Here is a 14,723-nt window from a genome sequence, read left to right as displayed (position 1 = left end):
CACGGCCCCGTCACGGGGCACCGCCACCGCCGTGCTCACGGTCGTCGGGATCGTCTTCGCCGTCCCGCTGGCCGCGCTGGTGCAGTTCACCTTCCGCCAGGGCACCGACGACGGTCTGACCGTCGCGCACTGGGCAGCCATCGTCGACCCGGCCAACGCGTTCACCTACCAGCCGGTGTTCGACGGCCTCGGGGCATCGCTGCTCATCGCGGTCATCACCGTCGGCATCGTGCTGTTCGTCCTGCTGCCCGCCCAGATCATCACGGCGCTGCGCTACCCGAGGCTCCGCCGCGTGCTCGAGTTCGTCTGCATCGTCCCGATCACGGTCCCCGTCGTGGTGCTCGTCGTCGGCTTCATCCCCGTGTACCAGGTGGTCTCGCAGGTCTTCGGATCCGGCGCGTGGACGCTGGCCTTCGCGATCGGCATCGTGACGCTGCCGTTCGCGTTCCGCCCGATCGCCGCCGCCATCACCGCGACGGACCTGACGGTGCTGTCCGAGGCCGCCCGGTCGCTCGGCGCCTCGTGGTGGACGGTCACCTGGCGGGTGCTCCTGCCGAACCTCCGCCGGGGCATCACCGCCGCGTGCTTCCTCACCATCACGGTGGTCCTCGGCGAGTACACGCTCGCCGCGTTCCTGTCCCGCACCACCTTCCAGACCGCTCTCGTGCTCGTGCAGCAGACCGACCCGTACGTCGCCGCGATCTTCTCGGTCGCGGCCCTCGTGTTCGGCTTCGTCCTGCTCGTCGTCATCGGCCGCATCGGGACGGGCCGTCGTGCCGGCCGTGCCCGCACCGTCCGCACCACCCGCGTCAAGGAGTCCGCATGACCGTCACCGCACCGGCAGCCCCGGCGTCCCTCGCCTCCACCGGCGCCGTCGTCGAGCTCGAAGCCGTCGAGAAGCACTACGGCACGCACCGAGCCCTGGCCGGACTGTCGCTCCGCGTCGAACCGGGCGAGTTCGTGTCCCTGCTCGGCCCGTCGGGCTGCGGCAAGACGACGGCGCTCCGAGCACTCGCCGGCCTCGAGGCCATCGACGCCGGAGCCATCCGCATCGACGGCCAGGACGTCGCCGCCACCCCGGTGAACAAGCGCGACATCGGGATGGTGTTCCAGCAGTACTCGTTGTTCCCGCACATGACGGTGCGGCAGAACGTCGCGTTCGGCCTCGAGATGCGCCGTGTCCCCGCCGCCGAGCGCAGGAGCCGCGTGGTCGAGGCACTCGACATGGTGCACCTGGGCGAGTTCGCCGAGCGCTACCCGCACCAACTGTCGGGTGGCCAGCAGCAGCGCGTCGCTCTCGCCCGCGCCCTGGTCACGCGGCCCCGCGTCCTCCTGCTCGACGAGCCGCTCTCCGCCCTCGACGCCAAGGTGCGCGTCTCGCTCCGCGAGGAGATCCGCCGCATCCAGCGCGACCTCGGCATCACCACGGTGTTCGTCACCCACGACCAGGAGGAGGCGCTCGCCGTCTCCGACCGCATCGCCGTGATGAACGCCGGCGACATCGAGCAGATCGGCACGCCGGAAGAGCTCTACCGCTCCCCGTCGTCGGCGTTCACGGCGGACTTCGTCGGGCAGTCGAACCGCCTGCAGGGCGACCTGCGCGGCGGCGACGTGTTCGTGTACGGGTTCCGCGTGCCCGCACTCGACGCCTCGGTCGCCGACGGGCCGGTGCTCGCCTACGTCCGACCAGAGGACGTCGCCTTCGCCCCGGAGGGCATCACCGGCACCGTCGTGTCGTCGAGCTTCCTCGGCTCGATCCGCCGCACCACGGTCCGGCTCGACGACGACACCGTCGTGACCGTGCAGCACGAGGTCGGCGACCGTCGCGCCGCCGGCGAGTCCGTCGCCGTCCGCCTGCTCGGCGCTCCCGTCGCGGTCGCCCCGCTCGCCTGACCGCCGAAGCGACAGTCCTCGCCGGGCCAGGCGCGTCCCCTCCGCGAAAGCGACAGTTCCCCGCGGAAGGTCGGCGGCACACTGTCGCTTTCGCGGGGTGGGCGCGACCACGGGCGGCCTGGAGGCGCGTGGCGGGGCCGCCCCGCGCCTCCAGGCCGGCGGGGTCAGCGCTGGAAGCGCGCCTCGCGCTCGTCGGCCAACGCCGCCGCGATGCGGGCACGCATGTTCGGGTGCATGTCGGGCAGGTCGTCGAGTCGCGCCCAGAACGCCTCGGTGTTCTCGCCGTCCGCCGGGTTCGGCGTGCCCGAGACGTACCGGCAGGCGAACACCAGGTCGAGGTACTGCGCCCGGTCGCCGTTCGCGTACGTCAGCTCCGGCAGCACCTGCACCCACGCCAGCCGTTCGGCGACGGCGACGACGTCCGCCTCTTCCAGGACCTCGCGTTCGGCGGCGACGGCCGGTTCCTCGCCCGGGTCGATGATGCCGGTGACGGGCGTGAGCGCGCCGTTGTCCGCCCGTCGGACCACGAGGAGTTCGCGATCGTCCCCGTCGCCCCGGGTGACCACCGCCGTCACACCGGTCATCCAGAGGAGATCGGTGCCGATCTTCGAGCGGAGGGACAGGACGAAGTCGGGGGTGGGCATGGGCCCACGCTACCGATCCCGCCCTGTCGGAGACTGGTCATGACCAGTAGCATGGGCGTGTGGAGATCATCATCCTGCCCACGCCGGCTGAGGTCGGTCGCGTCGCCGCGGCCAAGATCGCGTCCGTCGTCGCCAAGAAGCCGTCCGCCGTCATCGGTCTCGCCACCGGATCCAGCCCGCAGGGCATCTACACCGACCTGCAGCGTCGGGTCGGTGCGGGCGAGATCTCGTTCGCCGAGGCTCGCGGGTTCGCCCTCGACGAGTACGTCGGCATCCCGCTCGAGCACCCGGAGTCGTACGCCAGCGTCATCGCGCGCGACGTCGTGGCGCCGCTCGGGTTCGACCCCTCGCGGGTGCGGGTGCCCGACGGTCGTGCCGACGACCTGGAGTTCGCGGCGAAGGAGTACGACGCCGCGATCCGTGCCGCCGGCGGGATCGACGTGCAGATCCTCGGCATCGGCGCGAACGGACACATCGGGTTCAACGAACCGACGTCGTCCTTCGCCTCGCGCACCCGGATCAAGACCCTGGCGCCGTCGACCCGTGACGCCAACGCGCGGTTCTTCGACTCGCCCGAGCAGGTCCCGACGCACTGCATGACGCAGGGGCTCGGCACCATCCTCGACGCGCAGCAGCTCGTCCTCGTCGCGCAGGGCTCCGCCAAGGCCGACGCGGTCGCCGCCGCGGTCGAGGGGCCGCTCAGCTCGTTCGTCCCCGGCTCGGCGCTGCAGCTGCACGAGCACGCGACGGTCGTCGTCGACGAGGAAGCCGCCGCCGGCCTGCAGCTCGCCGACTACTACCGCTACACGTACGCGAACAAGCCGGCCTGGCAGGTGTTCGAGTAGAACCGACGATCAGCCGTCTGCGCGCTGCCGGAACGCGGTGTGCAGGCGGCTGAGGCCGTCGTCCAGGGTCTCGGCCGAGCACCCGAAGTTCAGTCGCGCGAAGCCCTGACCCTGTCGTCCGAACGCCGGGCCGGAGGCGAGCGCCACCTTCGCCTCGTCGACCAGCAGCGCCGCGGGGTCGTCGCCCCACGGCAGCGCCCGCAGGTCGAGCCACGCCAGGTACGACGCCTGCGGCTGCCGGTACTCGGCGCCGGGCAGCACGTCGCCGATCCGCTCGGCCAGGGTGCGCCGGTTCGCCGCGAGCTCGGTGAGCAGTGACGCCAACCACGGCTCGCCCTCGCTGAAGGCCGCGACGCTCGCGGTGTAGCCGAGGATGCCGGTGCGCTCGACGACCTCGGTCGGCAGGGCGTCGAACCAGGCACGGGCCCGCTCCGAGGCGCCGACGATCAACGCGCACTTCGTCCCCGCGAGGTTCCAGGCCTTGCTCGCGCTCGTCAACGAGACCCCGAGCGCGGCGGCCTCGGGGCAGGACTCCAGGAACGGCGTGAAGACCGCATCGGCGTGCACGAGCGGCGCGTGGATCTCGTCCGAGACGACCACGGCGTCCCACTCGTCGGCGAGCTTCGCGAGTGCGACGAGCGACGAGCGGTCGTGCACCAGGCCGAGGGGGTTGTGCGGGTTGCAGAGCAGCACGGTGCGCGCGCCGTCGGCGAACGCCTGTGCGAGGCCGTCCAGGTCCATCCGCCAGCCGGCCGTGGTGTCGAACGGGTCCGCGGGGCCGTCGGGCGCGAGCAACGGGACCTCGGTCACGGTGCCGCCGGCCTCGGACACGTACTCCCAGAACGGTGGGTACACAGGCGGCATGATGACGACCTGGTCGCCCGGCTCGATGATCCGGCGGAGCATCTCCACCGCCGCGACCGACACATCGGTGGTGGTGCGGACGAGGTCGGGGTCGACGCGCCAGGCCCACCGGCTCTCGGCGAAGTCCGCGAACGCCTCGGGCAGCGCACGACCGTGGCCGACGTACCCGGTGTCGCCGTTGGTGACCGCGGCGACGAGGGCGTCGCGCACCGGCTCCGCGAGCATCGAGTCCATCTCGGCGACGAACATCGGCAGGACGTCCGGCGGGTACGCGGTGTACTTCTCGCTCGTACGGCTGCGGTGCGCATCGAACACGGAGACCATGACGCTCATGCGCCCATCCTGACAGTGCCCGCCGGTTCGCGGCAGTGCCGGTCCTCAGGCCGGACGGAGCCCGGCGAGCAGGATCTCGACGTAGCGCTCCGGATCGCTGACCCGGGTGCCGCCGGCGACGGCCGCTTCGCGCATCCCGCACAGCAGCCGGCGGAGGTCGTCGGCGTCGACGTCCGTCCGGACGATCCCCTCGGCGCGTCCCCGTGCGAGCAGCGCGTCGACGGACACCACCAGGTCACCGGCGAGGGCGGCGGTGTCCGCGCAGGAGAACCCGCCGTTCGTCAGCAGGTCACCGAGGGCCGCGTCGTCCACCATGCTCCGGAACGCGGCCGTGACGACCCCGCGCAGCGCATCGGCTGCGTCCGGCAGCACGACGGCGTCGCGGACCTGGTCGAGCATGTCCTCGAGGTGCGTCGATCGCGAGCGCTTCGAGCAGGTGCTGCTGGCTCGGGAAGTGCCGGTAGGCCGTCCCGACCCCCACTCCGGCCTCGTGCGCGACGGCGTTCAGCAGGGCCGGTTCGCCCCGGTCGACGAAGGTGCGGGCAACGTCGAGCAGCGCCGTCCGGTTGCGCTGGGCATCGGAGCGCAGCGCCTCGGGCCGGGCCATCGCGATCGTCATGTGGACACTCTATCCGGTTGTGCTAGCGTTCCGGATGAATCATCCGATTCGGTGCGGCGAGCGAGCAGGAGACGACGATGGACAGCTTCGAGTGGGAACCGGCAGCGATGCCCGACCAGCACGGCAGGACCGTGGTGGTCACCGGCGCGACCGGTGGGCTCGGCCTCGTCGTCGCCACGACCCTCGCGTCGGCCGGCGCCCGCGTCGTCGCCGGCGTGCGCGACCTCGACAAGGCGGCTCGCGTCCTCCCCGTGGGGCTCGACCTGGAGGCGCGGCTCGTCGACACCGCGTCCGTCGCGTCCGTCACGGCGTTCGCCCGGCAGCTCGCCGAGGACGGCATCGTCGTGGATGCCCTCGTCAACAACGCCGGTGCGACGATCGGCACGTTCGGGCGCACCGACGAAGGAATCGAGCGCACCTGGGCGACGAACGTCGTCGGGCCGGCCGTGCTCGCCGAGGCCATGCTCCCGCTGCTCGGCGGGCCGTCTCCCGCGTCGTGCTCGTCGGCTCGAACCTGTCGCAGCGCACCCGCCGCGTCCCCGGGCCCGGCGGGGTCGACGGTCCGGACGACTACTCGCAGTTCGGTGTGTACACCGACTCCAAGACCGCGGCCGCAGCGCTGAGCGTCGACCTCGGTGAACGACTCCGTGCTGCCGGTTCGGACATCCGGTCGGTGATCGCGCACCCCGGCATCGCGGCGACGGGGATGAACGACCAGGCGGAGACCCTGACGCAGCGCCTCGGCGGCATGGTCGCCCGCAGCCTGGCCCGGACCGCCACGGACGGCGCTCGCTCGACGCTCTGGTCGGCGACCGCCCCGGACGTCACCGAGGGGGTGTTCGTCGGACCGGCCCTCCGGCGTGGTGACCGGCGGCTGCACGTCGTGCCGGTGAAGGGCCCGGCGGCGGACCCGGCGTTCCGCGCTCGCGTCCGGGCCTTCGTGGACCAGGTCGCGGTGCGCGCCGGGTCCTGATCATCCGTTCACCTGGACAGCAGGTGCCGGAGTGCCGCTTCCGTGATGCGCGGCGGCATCGCGTGGCCGCCGCCGAACACCTCGGTCGTCGCGACACCCGGACGGAACGCGTCGAGGACGCGCCGGACGCCGGCGAGGGGAACAGTCCGTCGTCCCGTCCCGCCGCGACGAGGACCGGCTGATCAACGGCTGACGCGACCAGGGGGACGTCGCCGGCGGCGGTCAGACCCGGGACGAACCAGGCCGGGTTGTGGCGGATCCGAGCGGCCTCGAACGAGGCCAGCGTCCCGAGCCCGCAGCTGACCACGCCCCGCGTGAGTCGGGCGTCGACGGCGAGTGCGAACAGTGCCACCTGGCCGCCGAGGGAGTGGCCGACGATGCCGAGTTCGGTGTCGGCAGCACTCGTCTCGATCATCCAGGACGTCACCGTGGCGATGTCACGCGAGTGCTTCGCCTGCAGGCTGCTGCCGTCCGCCACACGGAAGAGCGCATCGAGGCGTTCGTCGGCCGCCGGGTCGTCCGTCCAGTCGCGTCGGCGTTCCTCGAAGCCGATCAGATCGGGGATGACCACGCGGGCACCACTGCGAGCGAGCACCACGCCGTAGGCGAGGCTCGGATCCCCGCCCGCCCGGCGGCCTCGCTCTTCCCGGAGGTGAAGTCGCCCGCGTGCTGGTGGACGGCGATGACGTCCGTTCCGGTGCCGTGGTCCGGGGTCAGGAGGAAGCACGGGATGGTGTCGCCGTCGGCCGTGTCCAGCTCGACGCGTGCCCACTGCACCGATCCGTCGCGACCGAGCGGTTCCAGGCGGACCGCGACCGGACGGAGTTCGGCAGGGGACGGCAGCCCGAGCAGGTCGCGGACGCGTCCTCGGGCCGGTTCGTCGGTCGTCGACAGCATGCCCGGACGCTACCAGCGGCGGCGAACCCGCCCGTGGGCCGAGAACACGTCGACCGTGGTGAACAGCGGGGGACCGGTCGGTGACCCGGCGCGCGTCCCCGTCCGAGGGGTCTAGCGTCGCCGACGTGAACCGTTCTCGCGTGCACCGTCGCCCGCTCGTCCGCCCGCTCCCGCTCGCCGCGGTGGCCACGATCGCCGCGCTGCTCGGGACGGGGGTCGTCGCCGCGCCGGCCGTCGCCTCGCCGTCAGGGCAGGCAGCGCAGGCGGGGAGGACCGTCTCCGACCCGGCTCGGTACGTCGACCCGTTCATCGGCACGAGCGGCGACGGCAACACCTGGCCCGGCGCGACCGCACCGTTCGGCATGATGCAGTGGAGCCCCACCGGCACCGCAGGCGACCAGACCTCGACCCCGGTCGCGAACGGCTACTCGTACGACGTGAACCGGCTGCGCGGCTTCAGCCTGACGCACCTGAACGGAGCCGGCTGCGCGCCGGGGGCCGCCGGTGACGTGCCGATCATGCCGGTCACGACCCCGATCACGACCTCGCCGTCGGCCGACAGCACCGACGCGGTCTACGCCGCCGGCTACTCGCACGACGACGAGTCCGCGAGCCCAGGGCGCTACGGCGTCGCGCTCGACAACGGCGTCCGCACCGACCTCGCCGTCACCACCCGGGCCGGCATCGGCGAGTTCGCGTTCCCCGCCGGGAAGGCCGCGAACCTGCTCTTCCGCACCTCGAACTCGATCAACGGCAGCGAGGCCGCGACCACCCGCGTCGACGCCCGCACCCGCACGGTGAGCGGCAGCGTCCTGACCGGCGGCTTCTGCAGCCGCCGCGCGAACGGCGGCGGTGCCACCAACCCGGACCGCCGCAGCTACTACCGGCTGTTCTTCACGGCCACCTTCGACAAGGCGTTCACGAGCACCGGCACCTGGCAGGACGGCACGGTCCGACCGGGAGGCACGTCCTCCTCCGGTGGGGAGGGCTACCTGACCGGCGCCGACCGTGCCGGACGCGGCTCCGGCGCGTGGGTCGGGTTCGACGCGCGTCGCGGTGCGACGGTGCACGCGAAGATCGGCATCTCGTACGTGAGCGCCGCAGGAGCGATCGCGAACCGCGACGGCGAGGTGACGCAGCGCTCGACCGTCGCCAGCGTGGCGGCCGGCACACGGGCCTCCTGGAACCGCGAACTGTCGCGTCTGCGCGTCGGAGGCGGCACCGCTGACCGCACCACCCAGCTGTACACGTCCGTGTACCACGCGCTCATGCAACCGAACACGCTGAACGACCGTGACGGCCGCTACCTGGGGCCGGACCAGCGGGTGCACCACATGGACCGGGGGCACCGCGCCGTCTACGGCACGTACTCCGGGTGGGACCAGTACCGGGCGCAGATCCAGCTGCTCGCACTGCTGCGGCCGGACGTCGCCGGGGACATGGCGCAGTCGATGCTGCGGTTCGCCCAGCAGAACGGCGGGGTGTGGGACCGCTGGCTCCACCTCGGGGCGCCGACGCACGTGATGACGGGTGACCCCTCGGCCGCGACCCTCGCCACCTGGTACGCGATGGGGGTCCGAAACTTCGACGTGCGAGCCGCCTACGCCTCGCTGAAGCAGCAGGCGACCGTCGAGAACGACGACGCCGAGAGCGACATCGGGTGCCCGGGCCAGTGCCTGGCCCAACGCCCGGCGCTCGACGAGTACCTGCAGCGCCAGTACGCCGCGAACGACGACTGCTCGTGCTGGGGCGGCGCTGCCGAGACGCTCGAGGACTCGATCTCCGACAGTGCGCTCGGGTACTGGGCGGCTTCCCTGGGGCTGCGCTCGGACGCCCGGATGTTCGCGGAGCGCGGGACCTACTGGAAGAACACCTTCAACGCGGCCGTCGGCTACCAGGCCGCTCGTCAGGCCGACGGTTCGTGGACGCCGGACTGGTCGCCCTCGACCGGCACCGGGTTCGCGCAGGGGACCAGTGCGCAGTACACCTGGCTCGTGCCGCAGGACGTACGGGGGCTGTCGACGGCCCTGGGTGGCGACGATGCTGCTTCCGCTCGGTTGGACGCGTTCTTCCACGACAGCACCGGCGCGTTCGCGGTGACCGGCGGCGACGCCACGAAGTTCGACCCGACCAACGAGCCGGACATCCACACGCCGTGGATGTACAACGCGCTCGGGAAGCCGTGGAAGACGCAGGAGACCGTGCGCCGGGTCGTCGACGACGCCTACACGACCGGCCCGAGCGGGCTGCCGGGCAACGACGACCTGGGCACGATGAGTGCCTGGTACGTGTTCGCGTCGATCGGGTTGTTCCCGCAGACACCGGGGCGTGCGGAGATGCTCATCGGCAGCCCGACGTTCAGCACCGTCGACATCCGGCGGTCGAGCGGGGAGCGGATCGTCGTCCGGTCCTCCGGCACCGCGCCGTACGTGCACGGTGCTCGGTTGGACGGGCGCACCCTCGAGAAGTCGTGGGTCCCGGCGTCCTTCGTCACCCGCGGCGGCACCCTGTCGCTCCGGGTCGGCGACACGGCGGACACGACGTGGGCGAGCGGCGCTCGAGGGCGCCCGATCGACCACTGAGTCGGATCGGACACGTCGGGGTCTCGCCCTCTGGTGGTGCGGTCAGCGGCTGGGTCTGCGCCGCGCAGTGCCGAGCGGCCGTGCGGTCTCCGTGCGCCGACGCTTCCGTCGAGCGCGGCGGAGGTCGAACGGCAGTCCGACGGCCACGAGGGCGAGTCCGACCGCTCCGACCGTGATCCCGCTCCGCACCTGTCGCTCCAGGGCGGCACGAGCATCATCTCCTGCGAGCGCGACCGTCCAGTGGCGATCCGGATCGTAGAGCACCTCGATGCGGCGCCCACGCTCGTAGACATCGGGATCGCGCGTGGAGTACCGGCGCAACGAAGCCGTGAACACGTCGCCGTCGACGGTCTGCTCGGTCACCGGCCAGTACTCGTCCCAGGAGCCGCCGCGGTATCCGCTGTGGTGCTCGTGCCTGACCTCGACGACGACCGCTTGCGCCGTTCGGCCACGCTGCTGGAGGTCGGTGTTCTGCCGGAGTGAGGACACGTCGCCGGGCAGATGGAACACCGTCAGCAGGACGGCGAGGCCGCCGATGATCGTGAACCAGCGCGACCAGGTGTCGCGTGCGTACGTCCGGAGGCCTCGCCAGAACCGGGCCCATGTCAGCGGCTCGCGAGGGCGTCGCTTCCGCGGTCGTCGTCCGCGTCGTCCCGGCTTCGCCTTCGTGCTTCCCCCTGCCACGCGAACCAGGGTACGGCGCTCACCGATCGCTCGGATAGCGTCGACGGAACGGCAAGCACGCTGGCCGGAGGGATCTGGTCCCGACGTGCAAGCCCTACGATCGACCCGACTGAGGGGGACCACCATGACCGAACTCGCCGACTGGGAGACCGAGGGCGCCAAAGCCCGACCGACGACCCCGGACGATCGCACCCGGCCACCAGCACCGGCCGCCCTGCGCGCCACGACCTGGATCGGGGGCTGTTGCTCATCGCTGCGGTGTTCGTGTTCGTGGGTGCGTCGTCCCTCGGCGTGCGCGAGGACGAGCCCGAGGTGCACTTCCTCACCCGGCTCGTCGTCGTGGTCGTCATCGGGGTCGCCGTCGCCGGGCTCGGTGCGGTCGCCCTGCTGCTCCGGCTCGTCGCGGGAGCACTCGTCCGGCGCTGACCGGTCTGGACGCAGTCGGTCGAGCCGATCAGCGCGTCAGCGCAGCTCGCGCCCGCCGCCCCACACCCGCTGCACCTCGAGCGCCGGTGACAGCGCCACGAGGTCGGCCGCGTACCCCGGCGCGAGCCGCCCCAGCCGGTTGCCGAGCCCCAGCGCCGCGGCCGGCACGCTCGTCAGGGCCGCAACGGCCTCGGGCAGCGTCCGTCCGGCGAGCGACACCGCGTTCCGCAGCGCGACGTCCTGCGTCAACGTCGACCCCGCGATGGTGTCGGTCCCGGCGACGTGCGCGACCCCGTCGGTCACGGTGACGTCGAGCGACCCCAGCCGGTACGAGCCGTCGGCAGCGCCCGCAGCGCCCATGGCGTCGGTGATGAGCGCCACCCGGCCCGGGGCGGCGCGGAACAGGGTGTCCGCGACGACCGGGTGCACGTGCACGGCGTCGAGGATGAGCTCGAGCGTGACCCGGTCGTCGGCCACGGCGGCACCGATCGGCCCCGGTGCACGGTGGTGCAGCCCCGGCATCGCGTTGAACGCGTGGGTCAGCAGCGTCGCACCGGCGTCGAACGCGGCTCGGGCCTGGTCGTACGTGCCGACGGTGTGGCCGACGGCGACGGTGACCCCGGCGGCGACGAACCGGCGGACGGCGTCGAGTGCGCCCGGCAGCTCCGGTGCGATGGTGACCTGGCGGATGACGCCCTCGCCGGCTTCGAGCAGGGCCTCGACCGCTGCGGGTGACAGGTCGATGAGGAACGACTCGTTGTGGGCGCCCTTGTTGTGCGGGGACAGGAACGGCCCCTCCAGGTGCACGCCGAGCACGAGCGGGTCGATCGCCATCACGGAACGGATCCGCGCGAGCGAGTCCGCGAGCGCGGGGACCGGGTTCGCGACGAGGGACAGGACCGACCGGGTCGTGCCGTGGGCACGGTGCGCGGCCAGCGACTCGGCGAAGGAGTCGTCCTCGTACGACTCGGTCGCACCGCCGTGCCCGTGCAGGTCGGTGAACCCAGGCGTCAGGACCGCGTCGCCCAGGTCGACGACCTGGTCCGCCGCGGGGGCTTCGGGGCCGGAGCCGACCGCGTGCACCACGTCACCGGCGAGCAGGACCCAGCCGTCCGCCGTGGACCCGGCCGCGTCGACGACGCGGGATGCGCGCACCAGGGTGCGCTGGGCCTCCCGGCCGGCCTGGAGGCCCGTGGCGGTCATGCGGTCTCCCTGCGGAACGCGATCACGCCGCTCAGGGCGGCGATCACGATGAAGACGAAGCCCACGACCGGGTGGCCGATGGAGACCCAGGTCGCGCCCGCGGCGATGACCAGCGCGACCTCGACGATCGTCTTGCCGACGATGTCGGTCTCGATCGGCGACGCCGGCGAGCGGAAGAAGTACCAGACGACGGCGGCGAACAACGGGGCGCCGACCATGAACAGGTAGCCGGGCAGGGGGAGCTGCCACGACCAGTAGCCCCAGAACGCCAGGGAGAGCAGACCGAACGTGCAGACCAGGACGCGGAGCACACGCCAGACGTCGAACGGCCGTCGCTGCTTGCCGGCGGGTGCCGGGCCGGGGACTGCTTCCCAGTCGACGGGGGACTGCGGGGCGTTCGTCATGGTGCTGCCTACTTGAAGATGATGGTGCGGGCGCCGTCGAGCAGGACGCGGTCCTCGGCGATCCAGCGCACTGCCTGGGTGAGGGTGCGGGACTCCTCGTCCTGGCCGATGGAGACCAGCTCGGCGGGGTCCTTCGTGTGGTCGACACGGACGACGTTCTGCTCGATGATCGGGCCCTCGTCGAGGTCGCTCGTGACGAAGTGCGCCGTCGCGCCGATGAGCTTCACGCCGCGGGCGTGCGCCTGGCGGTAGGGGTTCGCGCCCTTGAAGCCGGGCAGGAACGAGTGGTGGATGTTGACCGCACGGCCCTCGAGTGCCGCGCAGAGCTCCGGCGACAGGATCTGCATGTAGCGGGCGAGGACGACGAGTTCGATGTCGTGCTCCTCGACCGCTTCGAGGACACGGCGCTCCATGGCCGCCTTGCTGTCCGCGTCGGTGACCGGACGGTGCTCGAACGGCACCGAGTAGAACGACGCGAGCTCGGACAGGTCCGGGTGGTTGGACAGTACGAGGGGGACCTCGATCGGCAGCTGCCCACCGCGCTGGCGGTAGAGCAGGTCGTTGAGGCAGTGCCCGGCCTTCGACACGAGGACGAGGGTGCGCAGCGGGCGACCGACGACGTCGAGCTGGACGCGGGCGTCGTACCGGGCGGCGACGGGGGCGAGAGCCGCCTCGAAGGTCGCGCGGTCCACCGGCGCCATGACCTGCAGGCGCATGAAGAACGTGTTCGTGTCGACGCTCGAGAACTGCTGCGACTCGGTGATGTTGCCGTTGGCGGCGACGACCGCTCCGGAGACGGCGTGCACGATCCCGGGCTGGTCGTCGCAGACGAGCGTCAGGGTCCAGTGCGTGGGGGTCGGGTCGGTCACCGGATCAGGGTACCGGGCGCGGCGAGCGCGGGGCTTCGTGCGCAGAAATGGTCGAGTGCCGCCACCCGACCCGACCATTCCTGCTCACGAAGCGGGCGCGGGACGTCAACGGTCGGTGCGGAGGCGTCGGTCGGCCAGGGTCAGGATCGTCAGGAGCACCGCGACGCCGAGGATCACCCACGCCAGCACGTGCAGGTCCGGTGTGGTCGGGGCCTGGCCGAACACGCCACCGATGAGCGACGAGGCCCCGATCGCCCCGATGTACACCGCCGTGCGGGACAGCCCGGCCGCGGTGCCGATGTACGCCGCGGGGACGAGCCGGTACAGCGCCGCCTGGTTCGACACCGACGCCAGGGCCTGCGGGACGCCGAACAGTGCCGGCGCCAGGGCGAGCAGCACGACCGGCGACCCGGTGTGCAGCAAGAGCAGGAGCGCCCCGCCGACGATCGGTACCACGGCCGCGACGATCAGGGGCCCGCGCACGGCGGTCTTCCGGGCGACGACGAACGACGCGACCCCTGCCACGATCGCGGCCGGCAGCTGGATGTACCCGGCGACGTCGCTCGAGTACCCGGCGACGTCCTGCACCCACTGCGAGAACCCGTAGGTCATCGTGTACGCGAGCAGGTAGGTCAGGAACAGCCGCACGTAGGTGCGGGACAGCGCCCCGTTCCGCGCGAGCATCCGGACGTCCACGAACGGCCGGACCGCGCGCAGCTCCCACAGCACGAGAGCGACGAGCAGCACGATCGCCACCGCGAGCAGCCACCACAGGCCGGCGGACAGGTCGAGCAGGAACACGAGCAGCGCCGAGACGGTGCCCGTCATGAGCAGCATGCCGACCGGGTCGAGCGCCTGCAGGACGGGCAGGGCCTCGTCGTCACGCGGACGGAGACGGTCGGACGGCAGCCACATCGACGCCACGACGATGCCGAACGCCGCCAGGGGCACGTTCACCAGGAAGATCGCGTGCCAGCCGAACGCGGCGATCAGCGCGCCGCCGAGCGGAGGCCCGGCCGCCGCCGACACGAGCGAGGTGATGGACAGCGCTCCGAGCACGAGCGGCGGGGTCGGCTTCCCGATCCGTGCCGAGTGCTGTCGGAGGGTGGTGAGGGCCGCCGGGTACGCCGACGAGGTGCCGATTCCGATGAGGACACGGGCGAACACCGCGCCGCCGAAGCCGGTCAGGAACTCGGGCACGACCCCGGCGACACCGACGATCACGAGCCCGGTCAGGAACACCTTCTTCGGGCCGAAGCGGTCGGCGAGCTTGCCCATCGTCGGCTGCGCGATCGCGCTCGCCAGGTACAGGGCGGCGACGAGCCAGATCGCCTGCGCCGCACCGATCCCCAGGTCGCGGGAGATGGGCGTGAGCGCGACGGACACCATCGTGGTGTTGATCGGGTTGAGCAGCGGCCCGACGAGCACCGGGATGAGGAGCTTCGGGCCGAAGCCACTGCCGGTGCTGCCCGGGGCGACGACGGGGG

Annotated in this window: 17 protein-coding genes; 7 read left to right on the top strand and 10 right to left on the bottom strand. The window is 72.2% G+C overall.

Annotated features, from left to right (window positions below):
* Positions 1–31: 31 nt before the first annotated feature.
* Positions 32–826 carry an ABC transporter permease gene (locus ACZZ0J_RS10750; RefSeq protein WP_463436813.1) on the top strand — a complete coding sequence of 265 codons (795 nt, stop codon included), beginning with the start codon at positions 32–34 and terminating at the stop codon, positions 824–826.
* Entirely contained in the window at positions 823–1,893 is a 1,071-nt protein-coding gene (locus ACZZ0J_RS10745) for an ABC transporter ATP-binding protein (protein WP_463436811.1), read from the top strand. Before ACZZ0J_RS10750 ends, ACZZ0J_RS10745 begins: the two co-directional genes overlap by 4 nt.
* 164 nt (positions 1,894–2,057) lie before the next feature.
* Here the strand turns inward: ACZZ0J_RS10745 and ACZZ0J_RS10740 are convergent, their stop codons facing one another.
* On the bottom strand, positions 2,058–2,537 hold the full coding sequence (locus ACZZ0J_RS10740) for an NUDIX hydrolase (protein ID WP_463436809.1): 480 nt from the start codon (positions 2,535–2,537) through the stop codon (positions 2,058–2,060).
* A 59-nt stretch (positions 2,538–2,596) separates the two neighbouring features.
* Here ACZZ0J_RS10740 and nagB point away from each other — a divergent pair, with 59 nt between their 5' ends.
* A complete protein-coding gene (nagB, locus tag ACZZ0J_RS10735; protein ID WP_111085323.1) occupies positions 2,597–3,382 on the top strand; it encodes a glucosamine-6-phosphate deaminase in 786 nt (261 codons plus the stop codon).
* Between the two features lie 9 nt (positions 3,383–3,391).
* Here the strand turns inward: nagB and ACZZ0J_RS10730 are convergent, their stop codons facing one another.
* Genes ACZZ0J_RS10730 through ACZZ0J_RS10720 form a run of 3 tightly spaced genes read right to left on the bottom strand, consistent with a single transcriptional unit; the run spans position 3,392 to position 5,186 of the window.
* Positions 3,392–4,579, bottom strand: coding sequence for a MalY/PatB family protein (locus tag ACZZ0J_RS10730; RefSeq protein ID WP_463436807.1), 1,188 nt, complete (start codon positions 4,577–4,579; stop codon positions 3,392–3,394).
* A gap of 45 nt (positions 4,580–4,624) precedes the next feature.
* Positions 4,625–4,978 carry an SbtR family transcriptional regulator gene (locus ACZZ0J_RS10725; RefSeq protein ID WP_463436805.1) on the bottom strand — a complete coding sequence of 118 codons (354 nt, stop codon included), beginning with the start codon at positions 4,976–4,978 and terminating at the stop codon, positions 4,625–4,627.
* Positions 4,869–5,186, bottom strand: coding sequence for a helix-turn-helix domain-containing protein (locus ACZZ0J_RS10720; protein WP_463438175.1), 318 nt, complete (start codon positions 5,184–5,186; stop codon positions 4,869–4,871). The genes ACZZ0J_RS10725 and ACZZ0J_RS10720 overlap by 110 nt, the downstream gene beginning before the upstream one ends.
* Before the next feature lie 89 nt (positions 5,187–5,275).
* Here ACZZ0J_RS10720 and ACZZ0J_RS10715 point away from each other — a divergent pair, with 89 nt between their 5' ends.
* Together ACZZ0J_RS10715 and ACZZ0J_RS10710 are read left to right on the top strand one after the other, a co-directional pair.
* Positions 5,276–5,821, top strand: coding sequence for an SDR family NAD(P)-dependent oxidoreductase (locus tag ACZZ0J_RS10715; protein ID WP_463436803.1), 546 nt, complete (start codon positions 5,276–5,278; stop codon positions 5,819–5,821).
* On the top strand, positions 5,785–6,171 hold the full coding sequence (locus ACZZ0J_RS10710; RefSeq protein WP_463436801.1) for a hypothetical protein: 387 nt from the start codon (positions 5,785–5,787) through the stop codon (positions 6,169–6,171). The genes ACZZ0J_RS10715 and ACZZ0J_RS10710 overlap by 37 nt, the downstream gene beginning before the upstream one ends.
* Before the next feature lie 552 nt (positions 6,172–6,723).
* Here the strand turns inward: ACZZ0J_RS10710 and ACZZ0J_RS10705 are convergent.
* Positions 6,724–7,068 carry a hypothetical protein gene (locus tag ACZZ0J_RS10705; protein WP_463436799.1) on the bottom strand — a complete coding sequence of 115 codons (345 nt, stop codon included), beginning with the start codon at positions 7,066–7,068 and terminating at the stop codon, positions 6,724–6,726.
* Positions 7,069–7,193: 125 nt separating this feature from the next.
* Here ACZZ0J_RS10705 and ACZZ0J_RS10700 point away from each other — a divergent pair, with 125 nt between their 5' ends.
* Complete coding sequence (locus ACZZ0J_RS10700) at positions 7,194–9,650, top strand: GH92 family glycosyl hydrolase (protein WP_463436797.1); 2,457 nt, start codon at positions 7,194–7,196, stop codon at positions 9,648–9,650.
* Between the two features lie 42 nt (positions 9,651–9,692).
* Here the strand turns inward: ACZZ0J_RS10700 and ACZZ0J_RS10695 are convergent, their stop codons facing one another.
* Complete coding sequence (locus ACZZ0J_RS10695) at positions 9,693–10,334, bottom strand: DUF3592 domain-containing protein (protein WP_463436795.1); 642 nt, start codon at positions 10,332–10,334, stop codon at positions 9,693–9,695.
* A gap of 243 nt (positions 10,335–10,577) precedes the next feature.
* Here ACZZ0J_RS10695 and ACZZ0J_RS10690 point away from each other — a divergent pair, with 243 nt between their 5' ends.
* Positions 10,578–10,760 carry a hypothetical protein gene (locus ACZZ0J_RS10690; protein ID WP_463436793.1) on the top strand — a complete coding sequence of 61 codons (183 nt, stop codon included), beginning with the start codon at positions 10,578–10,580 and terminating at the stop codon, positions 10,758–10,760.
* A gap of 36 nt (positions 10,761–10,796) precedes the next feature.
* On the opposite strand, the gene nagA is transcribed toward ACZZ0J_RS10690, so the two are convergent.
* The 4 genes from nagA to ACZZ0J_RS10670 all read right to left on the bottom strand — a co-directional run bounded on the left by nagA (position 10,797) and on the right by ACZZ0J_RS10670 (position 14,664).
* The gene (nagA, locus tag ACZZ0J_RS10685; protein WP_463436791.1) at positions 10,797–11,963 is read right to left on the bottom strand and encodes an N-acetylglucosamine-6-phosphate deacetylase; all 1,167 of its coding nucleotides are present in this window, start codon (positions 11,961–11,963) and stop codon (positions 10,797–10,799) included.
* Positions 11,960–12,367, bottom strand: a complete 408-nt coding sequence (locus ACZZ0J_RS10680; RefSeq protein ID WP_463436789.1) for a YrdB family protein — start codon at positions 12,365–12,367, stop codon at positions 11,960–11,962. Before ACZZ0J_RS10680 ends, nagA begins: the two co-directional genes overlap by 4 nt.
* Positions 12,368–12,375: 8 nt before the next feature.
* The gene (gene purU / locus ACZZ0J_RS10675; protein WP_205463260.1) at positions 12,376–13,236 is read right to left on the bottom strand and encodes a formyltetrahydrofolate deformylase; all 861 of its coding nucleotides are present in this window, start codon (positions 13,234–13,236) and stop codon (positions 12,376–12,378) included.
* Between the two features lie 105 nt (positions 13,237–13,341).
* Positions 13,342–14,664, bottom strand: a complete 1,323-nt coding sequence (locus ACZZ0J_RS10670) for an MFS transporter (protein WP_463436787.1) — start codon at positions 14,662–14,664, stop codon at positions 13,342–13,344.
* Positions 14,665–14,723: the final 59 nt, after the last annotated feature.

The sequence above is a fragment of the Curtobacterium sp. AC272 genome, assembly GCF_979258155.1.
This window is presented reverse-complemented; position numbering and strand designations above follow the sequence as displayed.